General features: G+C 63.8%; 19 protein-coding genes and 2 tRNA genes. 8 read left to right on the forward strand and 13 right to left on the reverse strand.

What is annotated here, in order from left to right:
• Nucleotide 1 precedes the first annotated feature (1 nt).
• Genes FJ430_RS17505 through FJ430_RS17530 form a run of 6 tightly spaced genes read right to left on the reverse strand, consistent with a single transcriptional unit; the run spans nucleotide 2 to nucleotide 7,263 of the window.
• Nucleotides 2–910: a dihydrodipicolinate synthase family protein gene (locus FJ430_RS17505; RefSeq protein ID WP_140711175.1), complete on the reverse strand. Its 909-nt coding sequence runs from the start codon at nucleotides 908–910 to the stop codon at nucleotides 2–4.
• Nucleotides 907–1,494, reverse strand: a complete 588-nt coding sequence (locus tag FJ430_RS17510) for a sarcosine oxidase (protein ID WP_140711174.1) — start codon at nucleotides 1,492–1,494, stop codon at nucleotides 907–909. The genes FJ430_RS17505 and FJ430_RS17510 overlap by 4 nt, the downstream gene beginning before the upstream one ends.
• Nucleotides 1,495–4,350 (reverse strand): 2Fe-2S iron-sulfur cluster-binding protein, encoded by a 2,856-nt coding sequence (locus FJ430_RS17515; RefSeq protein WP_140711173.1) that lies wholly within the window; start codon nucleotides 4,348–4,350, stop codon nucleotides 1,495–1,497.
• Nucleotides 4,347–4,613, reverse strand: coding sequence for a sarcosine oxidase subunit delta (locus tag FJ430_RS17520; RefSeq protein WP_140652550.1), 267 nt, complete (start codon nucleotides 4,611–4,613; stop codon nucleotides 4,347–4,349). Before FJ430_RS17520 ends, FJ430_RS17515 begins: the two co-directional genes overlap by 4 nt.
• A 2-nt stretch (nucleotides 4,614–4,615) precedes the next feature.
• Entirely contained in the window at nucleotides 4,616–5,857 is a 1,242-nt protein-coding gene (locus FJ430_RS17525; RefSeq protein ID WP_140711172.1) for an FAD-dependent oxidoreductase, read from the reverse strand.
• 8 nt (nucleotides 5,858–5,865) lie between these two features.
• Entirely contained in the window at nucleotides 5,866–7,263 is a 1,398-nt protein-coding gene (locus tag FJ430_RS17530) for an MmgE/PrpD family protein (protein WP_226891747.1), read from the reverse strand.
• Between the two features lie 170 nt (nucleotides 7,264–7,433).
• Between FJ430_RS17530 and FJ430_RS17535 the strand changes: the two genes are divergently transcribed.
• The 3 genes from FJ430_RS17535 to FJ430_RS17545 all read left to right on the forward strand — a co-directional run bounded on the left by FJ430_RS17535 (nucleotide 7,434) and on the right by FJ430_RS17545 (nucleotide 12,725).
• Nucleotides 7,434–8,321, forward strand: a complete 888-nt coding sequence (locus FJ430_RS17535; protein ID WP_140652546.1) for a LysR substrate-binding domain-containing protein — start codon at nucleotides 7,434–7,436, stop codon at nucleotides 8,319–8,321.
• A 184-nt stretch (nucleotides 8,322–8,505) separates the two neighbouring features.
• Nucleotides 8,506–10,161, forward strand: coding sequence for an ABC transporter substrate-binding protein (locus FJ430_RS17540; RefSeq protein WP_140711171.1), 1,656 nt, complete (start codon nucleotides 8,506–8,508; stop codon nucleotides 10,159–10,161).
• Nucleotides 10,162–10,307: 146 nt separating this feature from the next.
• Nucleotides 10,308–12,725, forward strand: a complete 2,418-nt coding sequence (locus FJ430_RS17545) for a GcvT family protein (protein ID WP_140711170.1) — start codon at nucleotides 10,308–10,310, stop codon at nucleotides 12,723–12,725.
• A gap of 50 nt (nucleotides 12,726–12,775) precedes the next feature.
• On the opposite strand, the gene FJ430_RS17550 is transcribed toward FJ430_RS17545, so the two are convergent.
• From FJ430_RS17550 to FJ430_RS17570, 5 genes are all read right to left on the reverse strand, one after another.
• Complete coding sequence (locus FJ430_RS17550) at nucleotides 12,776–13,693, reverse strand: allantoinase PuuE (protein ID WP_226891748.1); 918 nt, start codon at nucleotides 13,691–13,693, stop codon at nucleotides 12,776–12,778.
• Between the two features lie 27 nt (nucleotides 13,694–13,720).
• Nucleotides 13,721–14,797 (reverse strand): pyridoxal phosphate-dependent aminotransferase, encoded by a 1,077-nt coding sequence (locus FJ430_RS17555; RefSeq protein ID WP_226891751.1) that lies wholly within the window; start codon nucleotides 14,795–14,797, stop codon nucleotides 13,721–13,723.
• Nucleotides 14,798–15,289: 492 nt separating this feature from the next.
• Nucleotides 15,290–15,547 carry a hypothetical protein gene (locus FJ430_RS17560; RefSeq protein WP_181166898.1) on the reverse strand — a complete coding sequence of 86 codons (258 nt, stop codon included), beginning with the start codon at nucleotides 15,545–15,547 and terminating at the stop codon, nucleotides 15,290–15,292.
• Nucleotides 15,548–17,086: 1,539 nt separating this feature from the next.
• Nucleotides 17,087–17,266 carry a hypothetical protein gene (locus FJ430_RS17565; RefSeq protein WP_226891752.1) on the reverse strand — a complete coding sequence of 60 codons (180 nt, stop codon included), beginning with the start codon at nucleotides 17,264–17,266 and terminating at the stop codon, nucleotides 17,087–17,089.
• Between the two features lie 544 nt (nucleotides 17,267–17,810).
• Nucleotides 17,811–17,960 (reverse strand): hypothetical protein, encoded by a 150-nt coding sequence (locus FJ430_RS17570; protein WP_210242131.1) that lies wholly within the window; start codon nucleotides 17,958–17,960, stop codon nucleotides 17,811–17,813.
• Nucleotides 17,961–17,982: 22 nt separating this feature from the next.
• Here FJ430_RS17570 and FJ430_RS31635 point away from each other — a divergent pair, with 22 nt between their 5' ends.
• Nucleotides 17,983–18,114, forward strand: coding sequence for a hypothetical protein (locus FJ430_RS31635; RefSeq protein ID WP_264295969.1), 132 nt, complete (start codon nucleotides 17,983–17,985; stop codon nucleotides 18,112–18,114).
• A gap of 92 nt (nucleotides 18,115–18,206) precedes the next feature.
• On the opposite strand, the gene FJ430_RS17575 is transcribed toward FJ430_RS31635, so the two are convergent.
• Nucleotides 18,207–18,365: a hypothetical protein gene (locus FJ430_RS17575; protein WP_181175619.1), complete on the reverse strand. Its 159-nt coding sequence runs from the start codon at nucleotides 18,363–18,365 to the stop codon at nucleotides 18,207–18,209.
• A 114-nt stretch (nucleotides 18,366–18,479) separates the two neighbouring features.
• Nucleotides 18,480–18,554 (reverse strand) — tRNA-Asn (locus FJ430_RS17580).
• A gap of 208 nt (nucleotides 18,555–18,762) precedes the next feature.
• On the opposite strand from FJ430_RS17580, the gene FJ430_RS17585 reads away from it, so the two are divergent.
• The 4 genes from FJ430_RS17585 to FJ430_RS17600 all read left to right on the forward strand — a co-directional run bounded on the left by FJ430_RS17585 (nucleotide 18,763) and on the right by FJ430_RS17600 (nucleotide 21,598).
• Nucleotides 18,763–19,023, forward strand: coding sequence for a hypothetical protein (locus FJ430_RS17585; protein WP_140646690.1), 261 nt, complete (start codon nucleotides 18,763–18,765; stop codon nucleotides 19,021–19,023).
• Nucleotides 19,024–19,187: 164 nt separating this feature from the next.
• A tRNA-Cys gene (locus FJ430_RS17590) sits at nucleotides 19,188–19,261 on the forward strand.
• A gap of 93 nt (nucleotides 19,262–19,354) precedes the next feature.
• Entirely contained in the window at nucleotides 19,355–20,029 is a 675-nt protein-coding gene (locus tag FJ430_RS17595; protein ID WP_140652530.1) for a protein-L-isoaspartate O-methyltransferase family protein, read from the forward strand.
• 186 nt (nucleotides 20,030–20,215) lie between these two features.
• Nucleotides 20,216–21,598 carry a TolC family outer membrane protein gene (locus FJ430_RS17600; protein WP_140711225.1) on the forward strand — a complete coding sequence of 461 codons (1,383 nt, stop codon included), beginning with the start codon at nucleotides 20,216–20,218 and terminating at the stop codon, nucleotides 21,596–21,598.
• Nucleotides 21,599–21,740 lie beyond the last annotated feature (142 nt).

Raw genomic sequence — 21,740 nt, forward strand, 5'->3', positions numbered from 1 at the left:
CTCACTTGCGGCCGATATGGTCGGCGGCGCTGCCGAGGGCGGCAAGCAGCGCCTGGCCGTTTTCCAGCGTCGCATTCTCATGCGGCGCGCGCAGGTTCAGCCAGCGCCGGTCGCCGGACTTGACCGCAAGCACCGCCTTCATCGCCGGGATCAGCCCGGCGTCCTGGATCACCTTCCGGAACGCCTTGATGGCGGCATCCGCTTCGGCGACGTCCTCGCCCTTCCGGGCCGCGTCATAGAGGTGGCGGATGGCGGCGGCGTTGAGATTGACGGTCGCCGAAATGCAGCCGGCCGCGCCGCTCGCCAGACCCTTGGTGAGCTGCGCCTCGGAACTCGGAAAGACCGAAATACCGGGCGCGGCGGCGATAACGGCGGCCGTGTTGTTCCAGTCGCCGGCGCTGTCCTTGTAGGCGACCACAGTGTCCGGAAATGCCTTGCTCAGCCTTGCCGTCAGGGCCGGGCTGACCGGCACGCCCGAGTTCTGCGGGATGTGATAGAGGATCACGCGCATCGAAGGTTTTGCCACCTTCTCGATCAGCTCGCTGTAGTAACGCGCCTGACCGTTGTCGCCGGCGCCGGTGTAGAAGAAGGAAGGCAGCACCATGACCGCGGCGCAGCCGAGGCCAACGGCATGGGCCGACAATTCGACCGTTTCCGGCAGAGCGGTGACGCCAGTGCCGGGCATCAGCCGGTCCGGCGCGATGCCGGCCTCGACCAGCCATTCCAGCGCCTGCATGCGCTCGCGCAGGGAGACAGACAGCGCTTCGCCCGTCGTGCCGAAGGGCGAGAGGAAATGCGCGCCCTGGCCGAGCACCCATTTGGCATGAGAAATCCAGAGATCGCGCGCGATGCGGCCGTCGTCTTCGAACGGCGTCAGGATCGGCGCGATGGTTCCTTGCGGGCGGGTCATGAATGTCCTCTATGCTGGTCTGTGTGGCCGGCCATCGCCGCGACGGCGCGGGCGAAGTAGGCCGAGGCGGTGATGTCGAAGAGTATGTCGAAACCTGCCGGCGAACGGAACGTCACGGCCTCGATATGGCCGACGCGCGTCTGTGCGATATCGTCTGCACCGAATTTTTGGGGTCTCAGGTCCGGCGCGCAAAGCCCGCTCATCGCTTCGGCAAGGCGAGGACCGGAAAGGCGCATCCACGCCCAGCCTTCCTCGCGCCATGACGAATAGCCTTTCGGCGCCGCCGCGACATGCCAGGTGTTTTTGACGTCGGCGACTGTCTCGCCGGCGTCCTCGGCGAGAAGCAGGATGTCCTCGTTGCCTAGGCGCAGGACCCGCATGCCGCGATGGTCGCCGATGCGATTGACGGCCGGGAGCGGAATCCCTTGCGCGGCGAGCCAGGCGGCGCTGCCGCCGCCTTTCAGGCCGAAGCGCGGCTTGTCTGTAAGATCGCTCAGCGCGACCGCGCCGGAAATCAGCTTCGTGCCGTCGGCCGCGCCGCCGGGCATGAAGGGGTAGACGCGTGTCGCGGTGCCGGCGGCCATCTAGATCTCCTGCCGCGCGTTGGTCGGGTCGAAGAAGGCGTGAGCGACGACCGGCGCCTCGACCAACTCGCCATTGCGGCACTTCACCGTCACGCGACTGCCTTCCGCCTGGTCGTCGACATGGACATAGGCGAGCGCGATATGGCGTCTGAGCGACGGCGAGTATCCGACCGATGTGATCTGGCCGACAGGGGCGCCGCCGCGCAGCACCAGGCAGCTCTCGCCGGGAATGTTGCGACTGCCGGCGGGGAATTGCAGGCCGACCAGCTTGCGGGTCTGCCCGAGCCTTGCGCGCATCTCGATGGAGCGCTTGCCGACGAAGAACGGTTTCTTCTTCGAGACCGCCCAGCCGAAGCCCAGCTCGTCGGGCGTGGTGATCGCATCCGTGTCCTGGCCGATCAGGATATGGCCTTTCTCCAGGCGCAATATGCGCGACGCTTCCAGTCCGTAGGGACGCAGGCCATGTGGTCTTCCCGCCGCGGTCACCGCGTCCCAAAGGCTGGGCGCCAGGCTCGAAGGGCAATGCAATTCGTAGCTTAGCTCGCCCGTGAAGCCGATGCGCATCACCCGCACCGGGACACCGGCGACGGTGCCGTCGCGGCCGCTGAGATAAGGGAAGGCGTCGCTGCTGAAATCGATGTCGCCGTCCAGCGCCTCAAGCACCAGGCGCGCCTTGGGTCCGGTGACGTTGAGGCCTGAGAATGCGCCGGTGAGGTTGAGCACATCGACCTTCAGGCGCCACTCGGCGTTCCAGAACAGCATGTCGGCATAGACGCGCGCGACGGCCCCGGTGGTCGCCGTCACATAGAACCGGTCCTCGGCCATCCGGTAGGCGACGCCGTCGTCGATCACCGAACCCATCTCGTTGAGCATCAGGCAGTAGCGGACGCGGCCGGTGGGCTGGTTGGCATGCGCCATCGTGTAGAGGCGGTCGAGAAATTCACCGGCGTCCGGCCCACGGATCTCCAGCTTGCCGAGCGTCGAGACGTCGAGCAGGCCGACGCCTTCGCGCACGGCGAGGATTTCCTCGCGGACCGCTTCCTCAGCACCGCCTGCGTCACCATAGTAATAAGGCCGCCACCATGCGCCGACCGGTTTCATCGCAGCCTTCAGCGCGACGTGCCGCGCATGCAGCGCGGTGCGGCGCTCCAGCACCTCGTGGTGGCCGGCGAGCACGCCGAGCGTTTCCGGCCCGACCGGAGGACGCGCCGTGGTGATGCCGATCTCGCCGACAGTCCTACCGGTTGCCTCGGCGACGATACGGGCCGTCGCCAGGGCCGAATGACGTCCCTGGCTCGGGCCCATGCCGACGGTGGTGAAGCGCTTGACCAGCTCGATCTCGCGATAGCCGTCCTTGGTCGCGTTCTGCAGGTCCTTGACCTGGAGGTCCTCGTCGAAATCGACGAAGTCGCGTCCCTTGGGATCGGCGGCGATCGGCTGCACATAGCGCGGCCGAACGCTCTTCGGCGTGACCGGAGGTTCTGCCGCCACAGCATGGCCAATCCGCGAAAGCGCGGTTGCAGCCGCATGCCGGCCGCTGGCGATTGCGTCCTGCAACTCGTCCGTTCCGGCAACGGCGCCGGCGAGTTGGACGGGACCTTCCGGGAGCATGATCGTCATCGTTTGCGTGCCGGCATCGTAGCCGACCTTGCCGCCGGCCTGACACGGCAATTGCCATGCCGGCGCCTGGCCGGTCGAAACAGCCAGCAGGTCGCAGGCGATCCAGCTTCCGCCGACACGGACGCGGGCAAGATGGCGGTTTCCGGCCATGCCTTCCGCCGCCTCGACAGTTGCGCCTTTCCGGATGGCGACACCCTTGCCGCGGAGTTCGGCCTCCAGCGGGCCGGCATCGCCGACCGGTCTCGGATCGACGAGCTCGACGACCGATACGCCTGCGTCCAGCAGATCGAGCGCCGTCCGGTAGCCGTCTTCATTCGCGGCCAGCACCACGGCGCTGTGACCGGGCCGCACGCCATAGTACCGGATCAGCCGCTGGGCAGCGCCGCCGAGCATGATTCCCGGCAGGTCGTTGTTGCGGAAGACAGCCGGCTGCTCGATGGCGCCGGTCGCCAGGATCACCTCGCGGGCACGCGTGCGATGAAGCTGATTGCCCTCGATCAGCGGCAGCCAGTTGTCTTCGTACCAGCCATTGCAAACGGTACCGGTCAGCACCTTGAGATTGGGCAGCGCCTCTAGCCGCGATGACAGGCCGGAGAGGGTGGCTGGATCGCAGCGGCCGTAGCTCAACGAGCCGCCGACCTCGGGGTTCTCGTCACACAGCACCACATCGGCGCCGGCCTCCGCTGCGGCAATCGCGGCGCTCAGTCCTGCCGGACCGGCGCCGACAACGAGCACATCGCAATGCAGGTGCGTCTTGTCGAAATGCCGATGCGGAGCCTTGGTGTCGACCACGCCCAGGCCTGCCTTGCGGCGGATGATCGGCTCCCACAATTTCAGCCAGCTGTCGCGGCGCGGACCCATGAAGGCGCGGTAGTAGAAGCCGACCGGCAGGAAGCGGCCGAACCTGTCGATCACAGCGTCGCGGTCGCGTTCGAGCGAGCCGTTGACGTTCTGAGCGCTGACCCGCAGCCCTTCGCTGATCGGCGTGCGCTCGGCGGCGGCGTTCGGCTCTGACGGCAGTTGCACCAGCGCATTGGCGTCGGCTCCGGTCATCGACAGGATGCCGCGCGGGCGATGGTATTTGAACGAGCGCGACAGTACCCATTGACCGGAAGCGGCGAGCGCGCTGGCGATGCTGTCGCCTTCGTAGCCCTCGAAGGGCTTGCCCTCGAAGGTGAAGCGGATGCGGCGGCTTCTATCGATCCGGCTTCCGAAAGGGGCGGGCAGCCGGTTCATGCGCGGTCCCGCTGCTCGGAAGCGTCGAAGGTGCGGATGATCTCGTTGCTGACGAGATCGCGCTCGGCCAGGAAGAAATAGTTGCTCGGCACATGCCGCCACCACTCGACCACGATGCCTTTGCGGTTTTCGGCGCGGAACAGGTGCCGCGACCATTCCCTGTCTGCGGTGTCGTTCGGATCCGGCCTCGCGCGCACCGGTCCGAAGGACTGGAACTCGTCGATGTTGCGCGGGCCATTCATCGGGCAGGTCAAAAGCTTCATCGTCAATGGCTCGCCGCGGTCGCGCCCATTTCGTTGAGCAGCCTGAAGGTCTCGAACCGCTCCAATGCAAATGGTTTCAGGATGTCGGGCACGCGACCTTCGGCGATGGTTTGGGCCATCCGCTTTCCAGCGACCGGCGTCGCCTTGAAGCCCCATGTGCCCCAGCCGCAGTCGAGCCACAGATTGGCGAGCGGGCTCGCACCCATGATCGGGCTGTAGTCCGGCGTCATGTCGGTGATGCCGGCCCATTGCCTGAGCAGGCGCACGCCTTGCAGGAAAGGAAAGAGGTGGACGGCGCCTTCGGCGAGGTGCTCCTTCATGTCGAGTGTCGAGCGCGTCGAATAGAGCTGGTAGGGATCGGAGCCGCCGCCGATGACGACCTCGCCGCGCGACGACTGCACGAGATAGGTGTGCAGCGACACCGACGAGACCAGCGTGTTGAGCCAGGGTTTCAGGGGCTGGGTCACCATCGCCTGCAGCGGATAGCAGCGGATGGGAAGCTCGACGCCGGCCATCAGCGCCACGTCGTAGTTCATGCCGCCGGTGGCGATCAGCAGCTGGCCACAGGCGATGCGGCCCCTGTTCGTCTTGACGGCCTGGACGCGATCGCCGACGACCTCGAAGCCCTGCACCTCGGTACGCTGGTGGATCTCGACGCCGCGCCGCGACGCTTGGGCGGCGTAGCCCCAGGCGACGGCGTCGTGGCGCGCCGTTCCGCCGTCGGCATGCCAGAGCCCGCCGAGGATTTCGAGCGGGCCGCCATAGTCCATATTCAGCAGCGGGCAGAGTTCCTCGACGCCCTTCTGGTCGACGACCTCGGTGCGCGTGCCCATGTGCTTGCCCATTTCGGCGCGCATGTGGAAACTGCGCATCGTCGCCTCGCTATGCGCAAGCGTGAGCTGGCCGCGCTGCGAGAACATGACGTTGAAGTCCAGTTCTTGCGACAGGCGCTCGAACAGCTCGACGCCCTCCTTGTAGAAGGCGATGCCTTCAGGCGTGATGTAGTTGGAGCGGATGGTGGTGGTGTTGCGCGCCGTGTTGCCGCCGGCGAGGTAGCCTTTCTCCAGCACCGCAACACTCTTTATGCCGTGATATTTGGTAAGATGATGCGCGCAGGACAGTCCATGCCCGCCGCCGCCGATGATGACGACATCGTAGGCCGGCTTCAGCTCGGGCGTGGCGGGGATGTCGCCGCTGACCGGATAGTCCCTGCTGAGACCGTATTTCAGAAGCCTGAGGGGCATTGCACGGCTCAGCTCAAAGTCTTGGGAGGATCGTAGAGCAGCGCCGAGAGATCGGAGAAGCGGCTGTCGCGGTCGTCGAGCGAGAGCACCGCGTCGCGGATCGCCGCGGCGCGGCCGGATCCGAGCACAGGTGCGGCGAACTCCATGTATTTGGCCTCGACGTCCTGCGCCGTCATCGGTGCCTCAGGGCCGCCGCGCGCATGCACGTCGCCCGACGCCAGCACGCGTCCGTCCGTCGTCGAGATGACGACGTCGGCCCAGCGGCCGGCCGGGAAGCGGGCGCTGTGGCGTTCGGATTCGGTCACCGCGATGCGGGTGAGCATGTCGGCGACCGCGGCGTCGGCGAGCCCGGTGCCGGAAATATGCTCCAGTCCGATGCGCCCATGGATGATGAAGGTAGCGACGGCGAAGCGCAGGCTGTACTGCGCCTTCGAGGTCGTGTCCGGCATGCCGTCGAACAGCGTGGCCGCATAATGGAAGCTGTTGACCTGGACGCCGGCGATGTCGGACGGAGCGAGATTGTGCGCCAGGCAGAGCCCGCGCACCGCGTCGATCGCCGCATGCGCCCAGCGGCAGATCGGGTAGGGTTTTACATATTGGTGCAGCACCTGCCAGAAGACGCCGAGATCCTGCCAATGCGTCGCGACGTCCGGCGCCTCCACCGTGATCGCCGGCGCTCCGGTGAAGCCGCGTTCGGCGAGCACCGCCGCCGAAACGCCGATGAGGGCGCCGGGACCGGAGCCGTCATGCAGCATCGTCGGCGTGGCGATCTCGCGCATCATCTGGCTGCGCGGGCCGTGATACTCGGCAATGCCGAGCGCCTCGCGCAATTGCGTTTCGTCGAGCCGCCGCAGGCGTGCCGCGACAGCGGCCACGCCCAAGGCATTCCACGCGCCCGAGGTATGGTAGTCGCTCACCGTCGCATGCAAGGCGATACCGGCCCGGCCGGCGACTTCGTAGCCGACGACCAGGGACGCCAGCGCCTCCGGCCCGGTAAGGTCGGGCCTCGCTTCCGCGAGCGCGGCAAGCGCCGGCACGACCGCGACGCCGATATGGCCCTTGGTCGGGCTGTAGCCATCGTGGCCATCGAGATTATCGGTCTGCGTGGCAACGGCGTAGGCCGCGCCGGCAATGCTGGCGCGGCGTCCGTCGAACAGCATGCGGGCCGAATATTGCGGATCGCTTGAACCATAGAGCAGTACGGCGGCGTCGCGCGCGATCCGGCCCGCGTCCATCGGCCCGGCCGCGATGGCGATGCCGAGTGTGTCGAGCAGCAGGTAACGCGCCTGTGCCAGCACCGGTTGGGGAAAGACGGAAGCGGGGCGCCGCAGCACGAAATCGGCGAGGCGCGTGAACGTATCGGAACTGACGACAGGCCCCTCACGCCGGTATGACGGCACAGCCACGCGCTTATCTCCCCTGTCTCTCCACAACATCAATAAATTGGGTTCATCGCGCAAGCACGCGATTAGTTTGGCGGCTTTGACCAAAAATATTGATGCCATGTCGCTTGTCTGCGATTGAATGGCCGGTTGCCCATGCGATAGCTATGGCGATCGTGGAGCAGGAGACCCGGATGAAGCCGCCGCCACCGTTGAATTATATCCGCTCGTTCGAGAGCTCGGCCCGCCATTTGAGCTTCACCACGGCGGCCAAGGAGTTGGGCTACACGCAAGCGGCGGTCAGCACGCATGTGCGTGCCCTTGAACATTATATCGGCCGGCAGCTGTTCATCCGCTATCCGCGCAGCCTGAAGCTGACCGAGATGGGGGAGGCGTTCCTGCCGACCTTGCGCCAGGCGCTCGACCAGATCGACCAGGCGACCGAGGCGATCGTCGCGTCCTCGCGCAACCGCACGGTGGTCGTTTCCTGCCCGATGAGCCTTGCCGAGAACTGGCTGGCCGGTTGCATGGCCGCCTTCCGCAAGAAGCACCCTGAGATCGAGATCGTGCTGCACGGCACGATCTGGGAAGACTTGAGCGAGCAGATCGCCGACATCACCATCTCGACGCGGCGCTTCGACGACAGGCCGCCTTCGGCAATCCCGCTCTGGAACGACGAACTGGTCCTGCTTTGCGCTCCCGCCGTGCTCGAGGGCGAGCATGCGCTGAAGACGCCGCAGGATATGCTCAAGGTGGACTGGATCTTCGTGCATGGCCGCCAGGAATATTGGCAGGTGGTGACCGATGCGCTCGGCGTCGACCTGGAGGACCACGACAAAGGCCTGTCGACCAATGCTTCCAACATCGCGCTCGAGCTTGCCGCCATGGGGGCCGGCCTCGTCGCCACGCAGCGCTCGCTCGCGCATGCCTATATGCGCCGAGGGCTGCTCGTCGAGCCGTTTCCGGTCCGGCCGCCAAGCCCCTGGAACTACTATCTGACCGAGAGCCAGCTTTCCAAGGGAAACATCGCGCGCACGGTCAAGGAATGGATCCTGTCCAGGGCCAGGGAAGACGCTGCCTGAACGCGGCAGCGTCATCGCCTTCAAAAATTTGACGGGCCAATGGCATTGTTTTTTTAGGCCTTTACGGCCGGCTTTCTGCGGTTTGTGAAATGACAAGCCCTTCCGGGATTTTTGCATCGCCCCTAACATGCGTATCCGCAAGGGGAATGTAACGGGCGGAAAAGCCCTGAACCGGAGAACAACGATGACAATGTTCAAGAGCAACGGTGACCGCGTCCCGACGGTCATCGAAAGCTACGCAGCCGAAGTCAAAAGCGGCCGGATGGACCGCCGCGAATTCCTGGCCATGGCGAGCGTGATGGGCGCTTCCACGGCGCTCGCCTACTCGATGGCGGGGATCGAGCCGGCCAAGGCCGCCGCGATCGTGCCCGGCAAGAAGGGCGGCATCCTGAAGATGCAGATGATCATCAAGGACATGAAGGATCCGCGCGCCTGGGACTGGTCGGAAATCGCCAACGTCATGCGCCAGTGCAACGACTACATGATCCGCTACACCACCGATTTCACCTTCGAGGGCCATCTGGTCGAGAGTTGGGAGGTGAGCGACGACGCCACCGAATACACGCTGCATCTGCGCAAGGGCGTGAAATGGTCGAATGGCGACGACTTCAACGCCGACGACATCGTCCATAATATCGAACGCTGGTGCGATAAGGCGGCCGAGGGCAATTCGATGGCCGGCCGCATGGGCTCGCTGATCGATCCCGCCACCAAGAAGGCCGCCGCCGGCGCCATCGCCAAGCTCGACGACCACACGGTGAAGCTGAAATGCAACCAGTCGGACGTCACCATCATCCCGGGCTTCTCCGATTATCCGGCGGTCATCGTCCATCGGGACTTCGACAAAAACGGCGCCGACATGCTCAAGACGCCCGGCACCGGCCCGTATGAACTGATCTCCTACAAGGTCGGCGAGTCGGCTTCGGTGCGGCGGCGCAAGGACTTCACCTGGTTCGGCGGCGAGCCCTATCTCGATGGCGTCGACTGGACCGACTACGGCTCGGATGCGTCCAACCCCGCCATCGGCAGCGCCTTCGAGGCCGGCGAGATCGATTGCAACTACCAGACCGTCGGCGGCACCGTCGACCTCTATGACAGCATGGGCCTGGTCAAGGAGCAGGTGGTCACCGCCGGCACGATCGTGCTGCGCACCAACGTGACCAACAAGCCCTACGACGACAAGCGGGTGCGCAACGCCATCCAGCTCGCCGTCGACAACGAGACCGTGCTGAAGCTCGGCTATAGCGGCCTCGGGCAAGTTGCCGAGAACCACCATGTCTGCCCGATCCATCCGGAATATTACGCGCTGCCCAAAGTTCCGCGCGACTTGGCGAAGGCCAAGGCGCTGATGGCGGAGGCTGGCCAGACGGACCACGAGTTCGAGCTCATTTCCTATGACGCCGACTATGTGAAGGATCCGGCCGACGTCGTCGCTGCGCAGATGCGCGACGCCGGCTTCAAGGTCAAGCGCACCATCATCCCGGGCTCGTCCTTCTGGAACGACTGGACGAAATATCCGTGGTCGACCACCGACTGGGGCATGAGGCCGCTCGGCGTGCAGGTGCTGGCGATCGCCTATCGCAGCGGCGAGGCGTGGAACGAGTCCGGCTACGCCAATCCGGACTTCGACAAGAAGCTTAACGAGGCGATGGCCATCGCCGACCCCGAGAAGCGCAAGGAACTGATGAAGGACGTCGAGTTCATCCTGCAGGACTCAGGCATCCTCGTCCAGGCGTTCTGGCGCTCGCTCTACCGTCACCACGCCGCCTATGTGAAAAACCTTGGCATGCATCAGACGTTTGAACTGCAACTGGACAAGGTCTGGCTGGACAAGGCCTGAAGCGGTCAATCGCGACAAATATCTCAGGGGCGTGTTGCGCCCCTGAATTCGCCGGCGACTGTGATTGCCCAGTCGGCTAAACCAACTCGCAGAGCGTTTCGAAAGAACGCGAGACAAGTCGCCGAACAAAGGGAAGAAACCTCGATATGCGTACTCATGCACAAGCCGTTGTCATTGGCGGCGGTCTGATCGGCTGCTCGATCCTCTATCACCTCGCCAAGTTCGGCTGGACGGATGTGGTCCTCCTGGAGCGCAGCGAGCTGACTTCCGGTTCGACCTGGCACGCGGCCGCCAACATCCACGGCCTGCATGATTCAACCAATATCAGCCGCCTGCAGCATTACACGATGGCGCTCTACAAGGAGCTGGAGGCCGAGACCGGCCAGGGCTGCGGCATCTTCCAGCCGGGCTCGCTCTATCTCGCCCAGACGGAGGCGCGCGAGCATCAGCTGAGGCTGCAGGAAGCCAAGGCGCGGCGCTACAAGATGAATTTCTACGAAGTCGGCCGCGATGAAGCCGAGCGGCTGCATCCGCTGGTCGATTTCGACGGCATTCGCTGCATCATGTATGAGCCGGAGGGCGGCAATGTCGATCCGTCGGGGGTGACGGCGGCCTATGCCGCGGGTGCCCGCCAGCGCGGCGCCGAGATCCATCGCTTCACACCGGTCACGGCGACCGAGGCGCAAGCGGACGGCAGCTGGATCGTGCGCACGCCGAAGGGCGACATCCGCACGCAATGGGTGGTCAACGCCGCCGGCCTGTGGGGCAGGGAGGTCGCCGCCATGGCCGGGCTGCAATTGCCGCTGATCCCGACCGAGCACCAGTATTTCGTCACCGAGACCATTCCCGAGATCGCCTCGATGGGCCGGCGCCTGCCGTCGGTCGCCGATCGCGACGGCGAGTATTATCTGCGCCAGGAAGGCCTGGGGCTGCTCATCGGCGCCTATGAGCGCAACATGAAATTCTGGGCCGAGGACAGCACGCCGATGGATTTCGGCCACGAGCTGTTTCCCGACGACCTCGACCGCATCGAGGAAAACATGATGCGCGCCGTCCAGCGTGTCCCGGCCGCCGCTACCGCCGGCGTCAAGAAGGTGATCAACGGCCCGATGATCTGGTCTCCCGACAGCGCCGTGCTGTTCGGGCCGGTGCCGGAGCTCAGCAACTATTTCTGCTGCAACGGCATCATCCCGGGCTTCTCGCAATCGGGCGGCATGGGCAAGCTTGCGGCCGAATGGATGATCGAGGGCGAGCCGACGCTCGACATGTTCGGCTGGGACATGGCGCGCTTCGGCCATTGGGCCGGCAAGGCCTTCACCAAGGCTCGCGTGCAGGACCAGTACAGCCATCGTTTCAAGATCCATTTCCCGAACGAGGAGCGCGCCGCCGGCCGTCCGGTGCGGACCCGTCCGGTCTACGAGATGCAGAAGCAAATGGGCGCGGTATTCGGCCTCAATTTCGGCTGGGAACATCCGCTGTGGTTCGCCGCCGAAGGCGAGCCGCGCGAGGAGACGATCGGCTTCACGCGCCAGAACTGGTGGGCGCCGGTCGGCCGCGAAGCCCGCATGCTGCGCGAGCATGCCGGCATCATCGACATCTCCAATTTCGCCAAATACGAGGTGAAGGGGCCGGACGCGGAAGCCTGGCTGAATGCGGTCTTCGCCAACCGCATGCCGAGCAAGGTCGGCAACTCCTGCCTGACGCCGCTGATCGGCAAGCGTGGCGGCATAGCCGGCGACTTCACCGTGACGAGGCTGGTGGACGACGAGTTCATGGTGATCGGGTCGGGCATGGCCGAGCGCTTCCACCAGCGCTTCTTCAAGTCCGTGCCGCTGCCGGCGGGCACGACCTTCCGCTCGCGCACGGAGGAGCTTGGCGGCTTCAACGTCGCCGGGCCGAAATCGCGCGAACTGCTGCAGCGGCTGACCAATGACGACCTGTCGAACGAGGCCTTCCCGTTCATGCGCTCGCGCCAGATTGCGGTCGCCGGCGTCGATGTCGTGGCGCTGAGGGTCTCCTTCACCGGCGATCTCGGCTGGGAGCTGCATTGCCAGGCAGCCGACCAGGTCGAGCTCTATCGCGCGCTGCTCAAGGCAGGCGCGGAAGTCGGCGCCGGACCGGTCGGCTCGCGGGCACTGATGTCGCTGCGCGTCGAGAAGGGCTACGGCAGCTGGAGCCGCGAATATTCGCCGGAATACTGGCCGCAGGAGGTCAAGCTCGACAGGCTGATCAAGACGGACAAGGAATTCCTCAACCGCGAAGCCTATCTCGCCGTCGCCGACAAGCCGGCGCGGGACGAACTGATCATGCTTTCCGTCTCGGCCAAGGATGCCGACGCCACCGGCGGCGAGCCGATCTTCCTGCCGGACGGCACGCCGATCGGCCAGGTGTCGTCCGGCGCCTATGGCTATTTCGTCGATCAGTCGCTGGCCATGGGCTACGTCAAGGCCGGAACCGCCAAGGCGGGCGACAAGGTGACCGTCGCCATTCTGGGCAGGCCGCATGACGCGGTGCTGCTCGCGCATCCGCCGTTCGATCCGGAAGGCAAGCGGCTGCGGTCGTAGTGGCCGCTATTGCTTGAGAATTGGTCGGCGGCGACCGTGCCGCCGACGGCTCAGCCGCAGAACCGGTCCAGCCAATGGCGGGCGAGGTCGGAGCGGCGGCAGACCCAGATGTCCGGATTCGACGTGACCTTGTCGAGGAAGCGCTCCAGCCCGATCATGCGACCCGGCCGCGCCGCCAGCCGGCAATGCAGCGACACCGTCATCATGCGCGGGGTCTTCTGGCCTTCCTTCAGAAGCCAGTCGACGCCGTCGCTGACATATTCGAAGAACTGGCTGCCCGTCTCCAGGCCCGAACCGCGCGAAAAACGGCTGTCGTTGTTGTCGAAGCTGTGCGGCACGACAAGGTGCCGCCTGGCGCCGACGTCGACGAAATAGGGCAGGTCGTCATTGTAGTCGTCGCAGTCGAACAGGAAGCCGCCATGTTCGACCACCAGCCGCCTCGTGTTGAGGCTTGGCCGGCCGGTGTACCAGCCCTGCGGATCGATGCCGGTGACCTTGCGGACCGCATCCACCGTCATGGCTATATGCTGGCGCTCTTCCTCTTCGCTGAGCGGCGCGTAGTCGATCCAGCGCCAGCCATGGCAGACAATGTCGCTGCCAAGTGCCGTGATCGCCTTGCCCGCGGCCGGATTGAGCTCCACCGCGCGCCCGACGACGTAGAAGGTCGGGATCACACCCTTGTCCTGGAACAGCGAGATCAGCCGCCAGACGCCGACGCGCGAACCGTACTCGTAAAGCGATTCCATGTTGCGGTTGCGCAGACCGGGTGCGGCGGGCGCCACGGCAAGGTCGGAGAGGATCGCTTCGGAGACGCCGTCGCCTTCGCCGATGCTGTATTCGGCGCCTTCCTCATAGTTGACGACGATGTTGAGCGCCAGTTTCGCGCCGCCGGGCCACTCAGCCTGCGGAGGCTGCTCGCCATAGCCGATGAAATCGCGGGCAGGCAGATACGGCATATGTGACGTCACGTCTTGAAAATCCCCTCCGATGGAGCCCTACCAGCATTGCCGGCCGCGCATGGCGGTCAGGGCGCGCAGCGTGCGGTCCATGACATCCTGCGGCCCGACCGTGATGCGCAGGCAGTCGGTCAGGCCGTAACCGGAGAGGCCGCGCGTGATGATATCGGCGCCGCGCAAAGCGTTGTCGGCGGTGGTGGCTGCCGCCGCGTCGGCAAAGCGGACCAGGACGAAATTCGTCCGGCTTTCGGGAACCTCGTATCCGGCGGCCCGCAAGCCCTGCGCGAAGCGGTCGCGGATATCGGCGGTGCGCGCCACGATGCCGCGCGTATAGGCCTGGTCCTCGACCGCCGCGACACCCATGGCGAGGCTGACCGTCGAGACCTGGTTGGAATTCTGCATCTTGCGCACTTCGGCGGCGACCTGCGGCGCGAACAGCCCCCAGCCGACGCGCGCGCCGGCCAGCCCGTAGGCCTTGGACAGGGTGCGCAGGACCACGGTGTCGCCGCGCCCAGCCAGCGCAAAGACGGCTTGCGGATCCTGGTCGTCGAATTCGCCATAGGCCTGGTCGATCACCAGGAGAACGTTGCCGGGCAGCGCCGCGCGCAGGCGCAGCAACTCGGCGTTCTTGATGCGCGTGCTGGTCGGGTTACCCGGGTTGCAGACGAAGACGACGCGCGTTGCCGGCGTGAGAGCCGCAAGGATGGCATCGATCGACACCTCGAAGCCGCGCTCCGCAGCCTTGACGTAGGTCGCCCCGACGCGCGCGGCCGCCGAGGCGGCGAAATTATAGGCATAGTCCGTGCCCAGCACTTGCGTGCCCGGACCGGCGAAGGCCGCTAAGGTGCAGGCGATCAGCTCCATCGAGCCCGCGCCGCACAGGACAAGATCGCGATCGACCCCATAGGCCCTGGCGATCGCATCGCGCAGCAAGGTCCAGTCTGGGTCCGGATAAAGGTGGCTGCGCGCCACGGCGTCGCGGCCGGCCTCGATCGCCTTGGGGCTGGGCGGGAAGGCGCTCTCGTTCTGGGCCAGCGTCGGCCGGTCATACCCGCCGAAATTCGCCAGCGCGAAAGCGGACATGGCCTCGATATGGGCGGTGGCTTTCAGGGGCACGGTATACAGATCCGGCTATCAGCTTGTCGGCAAGGTTTTCCGCAATGAGGCTAAGGCAGGGCGGCCAACCCGCAAAGCAAAATTCGCCGGCACAATGACTATGGGAATTTGGCCCATGCGGGGTGGGTGGAGGCGGCGCCGGACCAGGCTCTGTTTCGTCAATTAGCGGGGCCAGCCAGCTTTATTCGCTATCAGCGCGATCGAGATTGTCATCAAAAGCACGATCGATGTCCAAATCACCATGTTTGCGGACAGGCGCCAGCGGCGACCTTGTCTCATGCGTTTCGCCAACGATCGGCTTGATTGGCGCCCTCGCATTTCCCCAAGCTATCCCCACAGCCGCAGCCTATCGCAAGCAGGAGCGATTGTAGCTTGCTGCACGGAGGCGGAATAATGTGAAGGAATGAGGCGGACCCACTGGGCGCCTCGCGAGTATTGGCCGCTGGTTCAGATTTCCCCCCATGTGCTGCTCAATGTTTTTGCCAGAGATGGTTACATGTCGTATCGGGGGACCAGCTTCGGCGATCGCAGTTCCTGGGCCATCTTTGCCGCTTGGAAGACCGTCATAAGAACGTAGGTCGTTTCACCTTCGGTCGAGTTTATGGCCAAGACCACGCGGCCAATCTCGTCACTCATGGCGCACGACCAGTCTTTGACTGCAATTGCCCGTTTTCCCGCCATGTGCCCCTGCCTTCCTTTCGGAAGGTTATTTGGCGTCGTGAAGACCAGCAATTTGGACTGAATGCCCATTCCGTTGGGCCTAACGTCGGTCTCTACCCTTGTTTGTCTTCAACTCATGAGCAATCGAAATGCCCGTCGTCGGATTGGCGAATTGCGGTGGCTAATGATCAAAGCCAGCGCTCCTGGATTCAGCAATCCGAGGCCGGCTGCAAAAGGAAAAGGTGCAGTGTCACCGTAATTCCCTCAGCCTCGCGTGCCGGCTCTTTCGTCCCGAAACGAGACACATCTGAGGCGAGTGTTGCCGCAGAGCTACAGCGCAGCATCCGGATTTTGTTCTACAAACGAGGTTGCGTAGGGTTTCCTGGACACGGCGGACCGTCTGGAACTAGGGGCGCAAGCATGAGGGAGATGGCCCGCCGGCTTCGGTCGGCGGGTCTTTCTTTAGCTATCGATCTCCAGTGGGCTTATGCCCCGGCTGCACATGTCAGATGACTTGGCGATTCGAGAGCGGCTTTGGGAACAGGGTGCAGGGCAAGACCGGCGCGCCGCCACCCAAGTGGCTCGCCAAGGAAGGGCGAGGAGATGCTGCGCCACGCCTCACTGCGGGATTCCGCGAAGATTAGCCGGGTCACCGCTGAGAGAAATGGCTGGCGTGGAAAAGGTCCGCACCAAAACGCTACGCAGGTGCGGACCCTGCTCTTTTCCGCTGAACGCGGGCTCAGGCGAGCCGTAGTTCCCGCGCCCGGAAGGATGTTGATGATTGCGCGCCCCGGAATATGCGTCACTTCCTTCATTGTGAGTATCTGATGCATCTTTCCGACGAAGCAGCCCGACAGCCTGTTGGGGTAGGAAGCGGACGGGCCGCCGGGCCTAACCGGCCAAGGGCTGGAGGCCGGCTGAGTCGTAGCGTAATATTAGCGGCTGCGCATAAAAACCCTGGGCTGCCATTTTCCCCAGTTTTAGCCGCTGTCAGAAGTGCGGCAGCCGAGAGTGGATGAGCGCGCAGCTATTTCACGCGACCGGCGAGCAGGCCCATACGATCCGCTTTCGGCGGCTTGTCGAAATCCGGCGGGAGAAGCGGGTGATCTGGCGCGATGAGCAAAGGACAGCAGGAGCGGCCCGGCAGGCTGGCAGCTGCCAGCAAACGCCGGGCCTAGCCGATGGGTCTCGGGGGCGAGACACGGCACCGGCTAACGACAACCAGCGCGCTAATTCCCGCGCCGTCTGGCTCTTGATCCTGGCACGGTTTCACACGGATTTTCGGCCAATCTGGCGAGCCGCCGATCTCTCAGCCACAGGGATTTCTTGCTTTCCCGTCTCTCATGGCGAGCATCAAAAGCGGCCGATTGGCCTTGCATCGATGCGATGGCATAGTCGGCTCTGTTGGTTCGATAGTCTTCCTTTTGGATGGTCATTGGTATTCCTCCCGCGGGGGCTTTCCCTCCATAAAGCGGATCGAGGCCAATGGCCGCCAATAAATCGCAGGAGTCTACAAATTGAGGATTGTATTAAAATGATACACACCCGCGCTGGCAGCAATCTAAAGCGGGTGGCTGCGGCTTCATTCCTGTGATGAAAAGGGGCCGGAGCGAGACGATGGCCCCTCGGCTATCGCTTTAGCAAATCGCGATTGATGGTGATGGTAGGTGGCCTCCACCCGCCCGGCATATCCAAGGATGCCTCACGGAAACTTCGCTCGACGTCGGCGGTATAGGTGCCGTCGTTTTCGAAGCGGTCCCAGAGGATGAAGCCAGTGATGAACGCGGTCACGATAAGGGGCCAGCGCATCGGAACCTCCCTCAAAGTCCCGAATGGCATTATCTGCCTGCGGTAGGACAAATATAAGCAGTTGCTAATGTTCAGCCCGCGAAGGCGTGGACGGTGTTGAGGCCCAAGGTTGAAATAGCCACGATCTGGCATCTTTCCTGCATTGGACCCTTTCGAGAGCGGAAAGGGATGACGAGATGCGGATACATACTCGGCCGAGCCGAAGGGCTGGCGCGTCGAAATGCATATTTTCGGGGCCACTACCGATCGATAGTGTGCAGGTGGAAGAGGAAGGCGTTGTTATAATCTCTGTGACTGCTGATGACATCTACACAAAGAAATCCAAGCAGCGCTACGAGATAACCCTGACAAGTGAGGAACTCAGACTGCTTGCCGCTGCCGCGCTCGAGCTGCCCCGAGATCGGGCGTCATGAACTGAGCCGCCTCAAAATAGGACGGGGTGTGGGGGCGTGCGGCCTGTGGCTGGCGGGTAAGCGCCTATGTCATCAAACGGGATGTGCGGGAGGACAAATTTCAAACTGAGACACTACCCATCGTCTCTGGATCATGTCGGCTTGTCGACCAGTGGCGTCTTTCTCTTCGGCGGAACGTAGGCGGTCACCAGTCTGACCTTATCGGCGTTCACAGTGACCGGCACGCCGAGATTGACCGTCGCTTTGCCCTCATCGATGCGGGTAAACGTTTGGTCAACCACCACCGTGTATTAGAATTCTCTAATGCGTTTCACCCTGGTGCTCTTTTGTTGGGCTGCATTCTTCGGCTGGGATTTGGCCGCCAACGATGGTGAATTCGTGCTCGCGATCGGCCATGGGGTTTTTCGGCTCATCCGTATGACGGGGCTGGTCTGACTGCCGGTAGCGGCGCATCCCAGAAGCTGAAGGACTGCCACGCAGCGATCAAGGCAGACAAAGGAGCGAGGGCTGAAATCGTATTTGCTTCGTCAGCCCAGGGCTAGACCGACCGAAATCCCGACGCCGATCGCGATGCCGGTTGTCAAGTTTCCGGCCAAGCGGAGCGCGCAGGATATCGCGGCGGCGCGCCAATTGCCTCTCGGCAGAGTTCTCTGCAGGTTGATCAGCTCGTCGAAAACGTGGTCCATCGGAATTTCTCTCCTTCGCGTAGATCGGCGCCTAGCGGAGTCGAGTTGTGTAGATATGCTGTAGATCAGCCATTTTTCGGCCAATCCTGAAAACTCTGTATCCCTTGGAAAACTTGGCTCCCCGGGCCGGATTCGAACCAGCGACCAACCGGTTAACAGCCGGTTGCTCTACCACTGAGCTACCGGGGAACGGAGGCTCTGACGTGAGTGGCGCAGCCTATAGCAAACACCTTTCGGCTTTGCAAAGCAGCAATTCGCAATTTTTCTCCAGTTTTTAATGCGGCTATTTGTGCCATCGTTCAACATGCCCACATATGAAGGGCTTCACACCGGCACGGAACAAAGCGGCCGGTTGGCCTTTGACATGGCATTGGCGGCAGATGGGATTTGATTTTGAATGACGGCAGCTGACGACGACAGTGCCCCGGCGCGGAAGATTTCGGTTTTCGGCCGCGAGTTCACCATGCCGCGCTCGCGCGGCTGGCGAATCGCGATCGGCATGCTGCTCACCCTTGGCGGGATTCTGGGCTTTCTGCCGATTCTCGGCTTCTGGATGGTTCCGCTCGGTCTCCTGGTGCTGTCCTACGAATTCGCCATGATCCGGCGCCACCGGCGGCGTTTCGTCGTCTGGTGGGAACGCCGGCGCCGGCCCGACTGAGCGCCTGCGGCGGCTCCGCCGCGGCGATGCCGGACCCATGACAACCGATTGGTAATCACCACTTTGGCTGCTCCATACGAAAGCGTCGGGAATGACGCGCGAGCGCTTGACGACCTTTGAGCGCCAACATAATGAGTTCGCTCGGAACGCCGGGAGCATTGCGAGGCCTCGTGGCGGAGTGGTTACGCAGAGGACTGCAAATCCTTGCACCCCGGTTCGATTCCGGGCGAGGCCTCCAGATGCTTGCGGGCTCCAGCGCAACCGCGCCGGAGCAGGGGTTCCAGTCGAAGTTTTGGCCGTGCGCCTGGCGCGGGGAGCGGATTGTTGGGACATGAACGCTGATTTCTCCGAACGCCGCGTGAAGATGGTCGACGGCCAGGTCCGCACCACCGATGTCACCAGCGCGCCGCTCATCGAGGCGATGCTGACCGTCCCGCGCGAGGCCTTCGTCGGCGCCGGACAGCGGGATCTGGCCTATATCGACGAAGACATCCGCATTTCCGATGGCGCGAATGGCGGCGGCGCACGCTACCTGATGGAGCCGTCGCCGCTCGCCAAGCTTTTGCAACTGGCTGAAATCGACGCGAGCGATTCGGTGCTCGATGTCGGTTGCGGCACCGGCTATTCCGCCGCGTTGCTGTCCAGGCTCGCGCGTTCGGTCGTCGCGCTTGAGAGCGATCCCGCGCTGGCGGATGCCGCCAAATCCACGCTTTCCAGTCTTGGCTGCCAGAACGTCACGGTGGTCACCGGGCCGCTGCCGCAGGGGCAGGCCGCCAAGGGGCCCTACAACGCCATCTTCATCGGCGGCAGCGTCGAGGAAGTGCCGCCGGCATTGCTCGATCAGCTTGCGGAAGAAGGCCGCCTGGTTGTGGTCGAAGGGCGGGGCAACTCTGGCGTGGCCCGTCTGTTTTTCAAGGCAGGAGGGGTTGTAACCGGAAGAAGGGCCTTTAATGCGGCAATTAAGCCACTACCGGGCTTCGAACGTGCTCACGCGTTTGAATTCTGAGCGTTTTTGCCTTGCAGCGAATGCGCTGTCATGATCGCTTGCGCCTGACAATCGTTGCTGATTTGGTTAACCGGGTGTTTTCGGGAAGCCGTCAGCGGGGGAACGATAAACAACGCGGCGCCGGCCGATCCGTATGGGTAGGCTGACGTGGCGTGGTTCCCATGCAAAACGAATGAGGGAAATAACGTGCCGCCTCTACGCAAGAGTGTTTTAGTAGCTATCCTTGTTTCGGCCACCGCGCTTTCGCCGTTGGCCGCCTCCGCTGAAACCATTACGGGCGCGCTCGCCAAAGCCTATCAGTATAACTCCCAGTTGAATGCTGCCCGCGCTGGCGTGCGCGTCACTGATGAGGGCGTAGCCATTGCCAAGTCGGGCTGGCGTCCGACCGTCACCGGTTCGGCCAACATCGACTACACCAACATACATGGCTTTGGCACCAGCAGGAGAATAACGACGGGCAGCTTCGGCGTGCAGATCAACCAGACGCTGTTCGACGGGTTTCAGACCAAGAACAATGTCGCCGCCGCCGAATCGCAGGTGAAGGCTTCGGTCGAAACCCTGCGCAACACCGAAGAGAACATCCTGTTCAACGCGGCCAGCGCCTATATGGACGTGATTCGCGACCGTCAGATCGCGGTGCTGACCGAGCAGAACCTGCAGTTCCTGACCGAGCAAGCGCGCGCCGCCCGCTCGCGCTTCGAGGTCGGCGAGGGCACCCGCACCGACGTCGCCCAGGCCGATGCCTCCCGCGCGACGGCCGTGGCGCAGTTGAGCGCCGCCCGCGCGACGGCGCTGGCAAGCGCCGCAACCTACCACCAGATCGTCGGCGACGAGCCGGGCAAGCTCAAGGCAGCCTCGCCGCTTGGCAAGCTGCTGCCAGGTGGGGTCGATTCGGCCTTGGCCATCGCTTCCGCCGAACATCCCGCCATTCTGGCCACACAGCATCTCGTCGATGCCGCCGCCTTTTCGGTGAAGTCGTCGGAAGGCGCGCTGCTGCCGCAGGTGACGGCCTCGGCCGGCGTTTCGGACGACTACAGCCACACCGTTCCCGGTTCCATCAGCAGCCCCAACGGTAGTTCGACATCAGCCAATATCGGCGCTTCGCTCACCATTCCGATCTATTCGGGTGGCCGGACCTCGGCGCTGGTGCGGCAGAGCAAGGAATCACTGGGCGAGGCGCGCATCCAGGTCGATGTCAGCCGCGACCAGGTGCGCCAGGCCGTGGTCTCGGCCTGGACGCAATATGTCGCCGCGCGCCAAAGCGTGGATGCCAACAGGCAGGTGATCGATGCCGCGCAACTGGCGCTCAACGGCGTCATCGAAGAGCGCAATGTCGGCCAGCGCACGACGCTGGATGTGTTGAACGCGCAGAACGCGGTCATCACCGCCAAGATCAACCAGGCCAGCTCCGAGCGCGACGTGGTCGTGGCGAGCTATGCCATCCTGTCGGCGATGGGCCGGTTGTCGGTCGATCGTCTTGGCCTGGCGGTCACCAAATACAGGCCCGAAGAGCATTACAACGCCGTCAAGGACAAGTGGTTCGGACTGCGCACGCCCGACGGACGCTGATTTCCGGTATGCTTCCAGCAAGCGCCGCGTGTCCGATGGACGCGCGGCGTTTTTCTTTGTCGATGGCACGGGCTCGTCGGGCCGCGAACCGCCTAATCTGTTGAAATCCAACAAGTCCCCAGATTGGGGATTCTCGGATGAC

This window comes from Mesorhizobium sp. B2-8-5 (assembly GCF_006440675.2).
Taxonomy (GTDB): Bacteria; Pseudomonadota; Alphaproteobacteria; order Rhizobiales; family Rhizobiaceae; genus Mesorhizobium.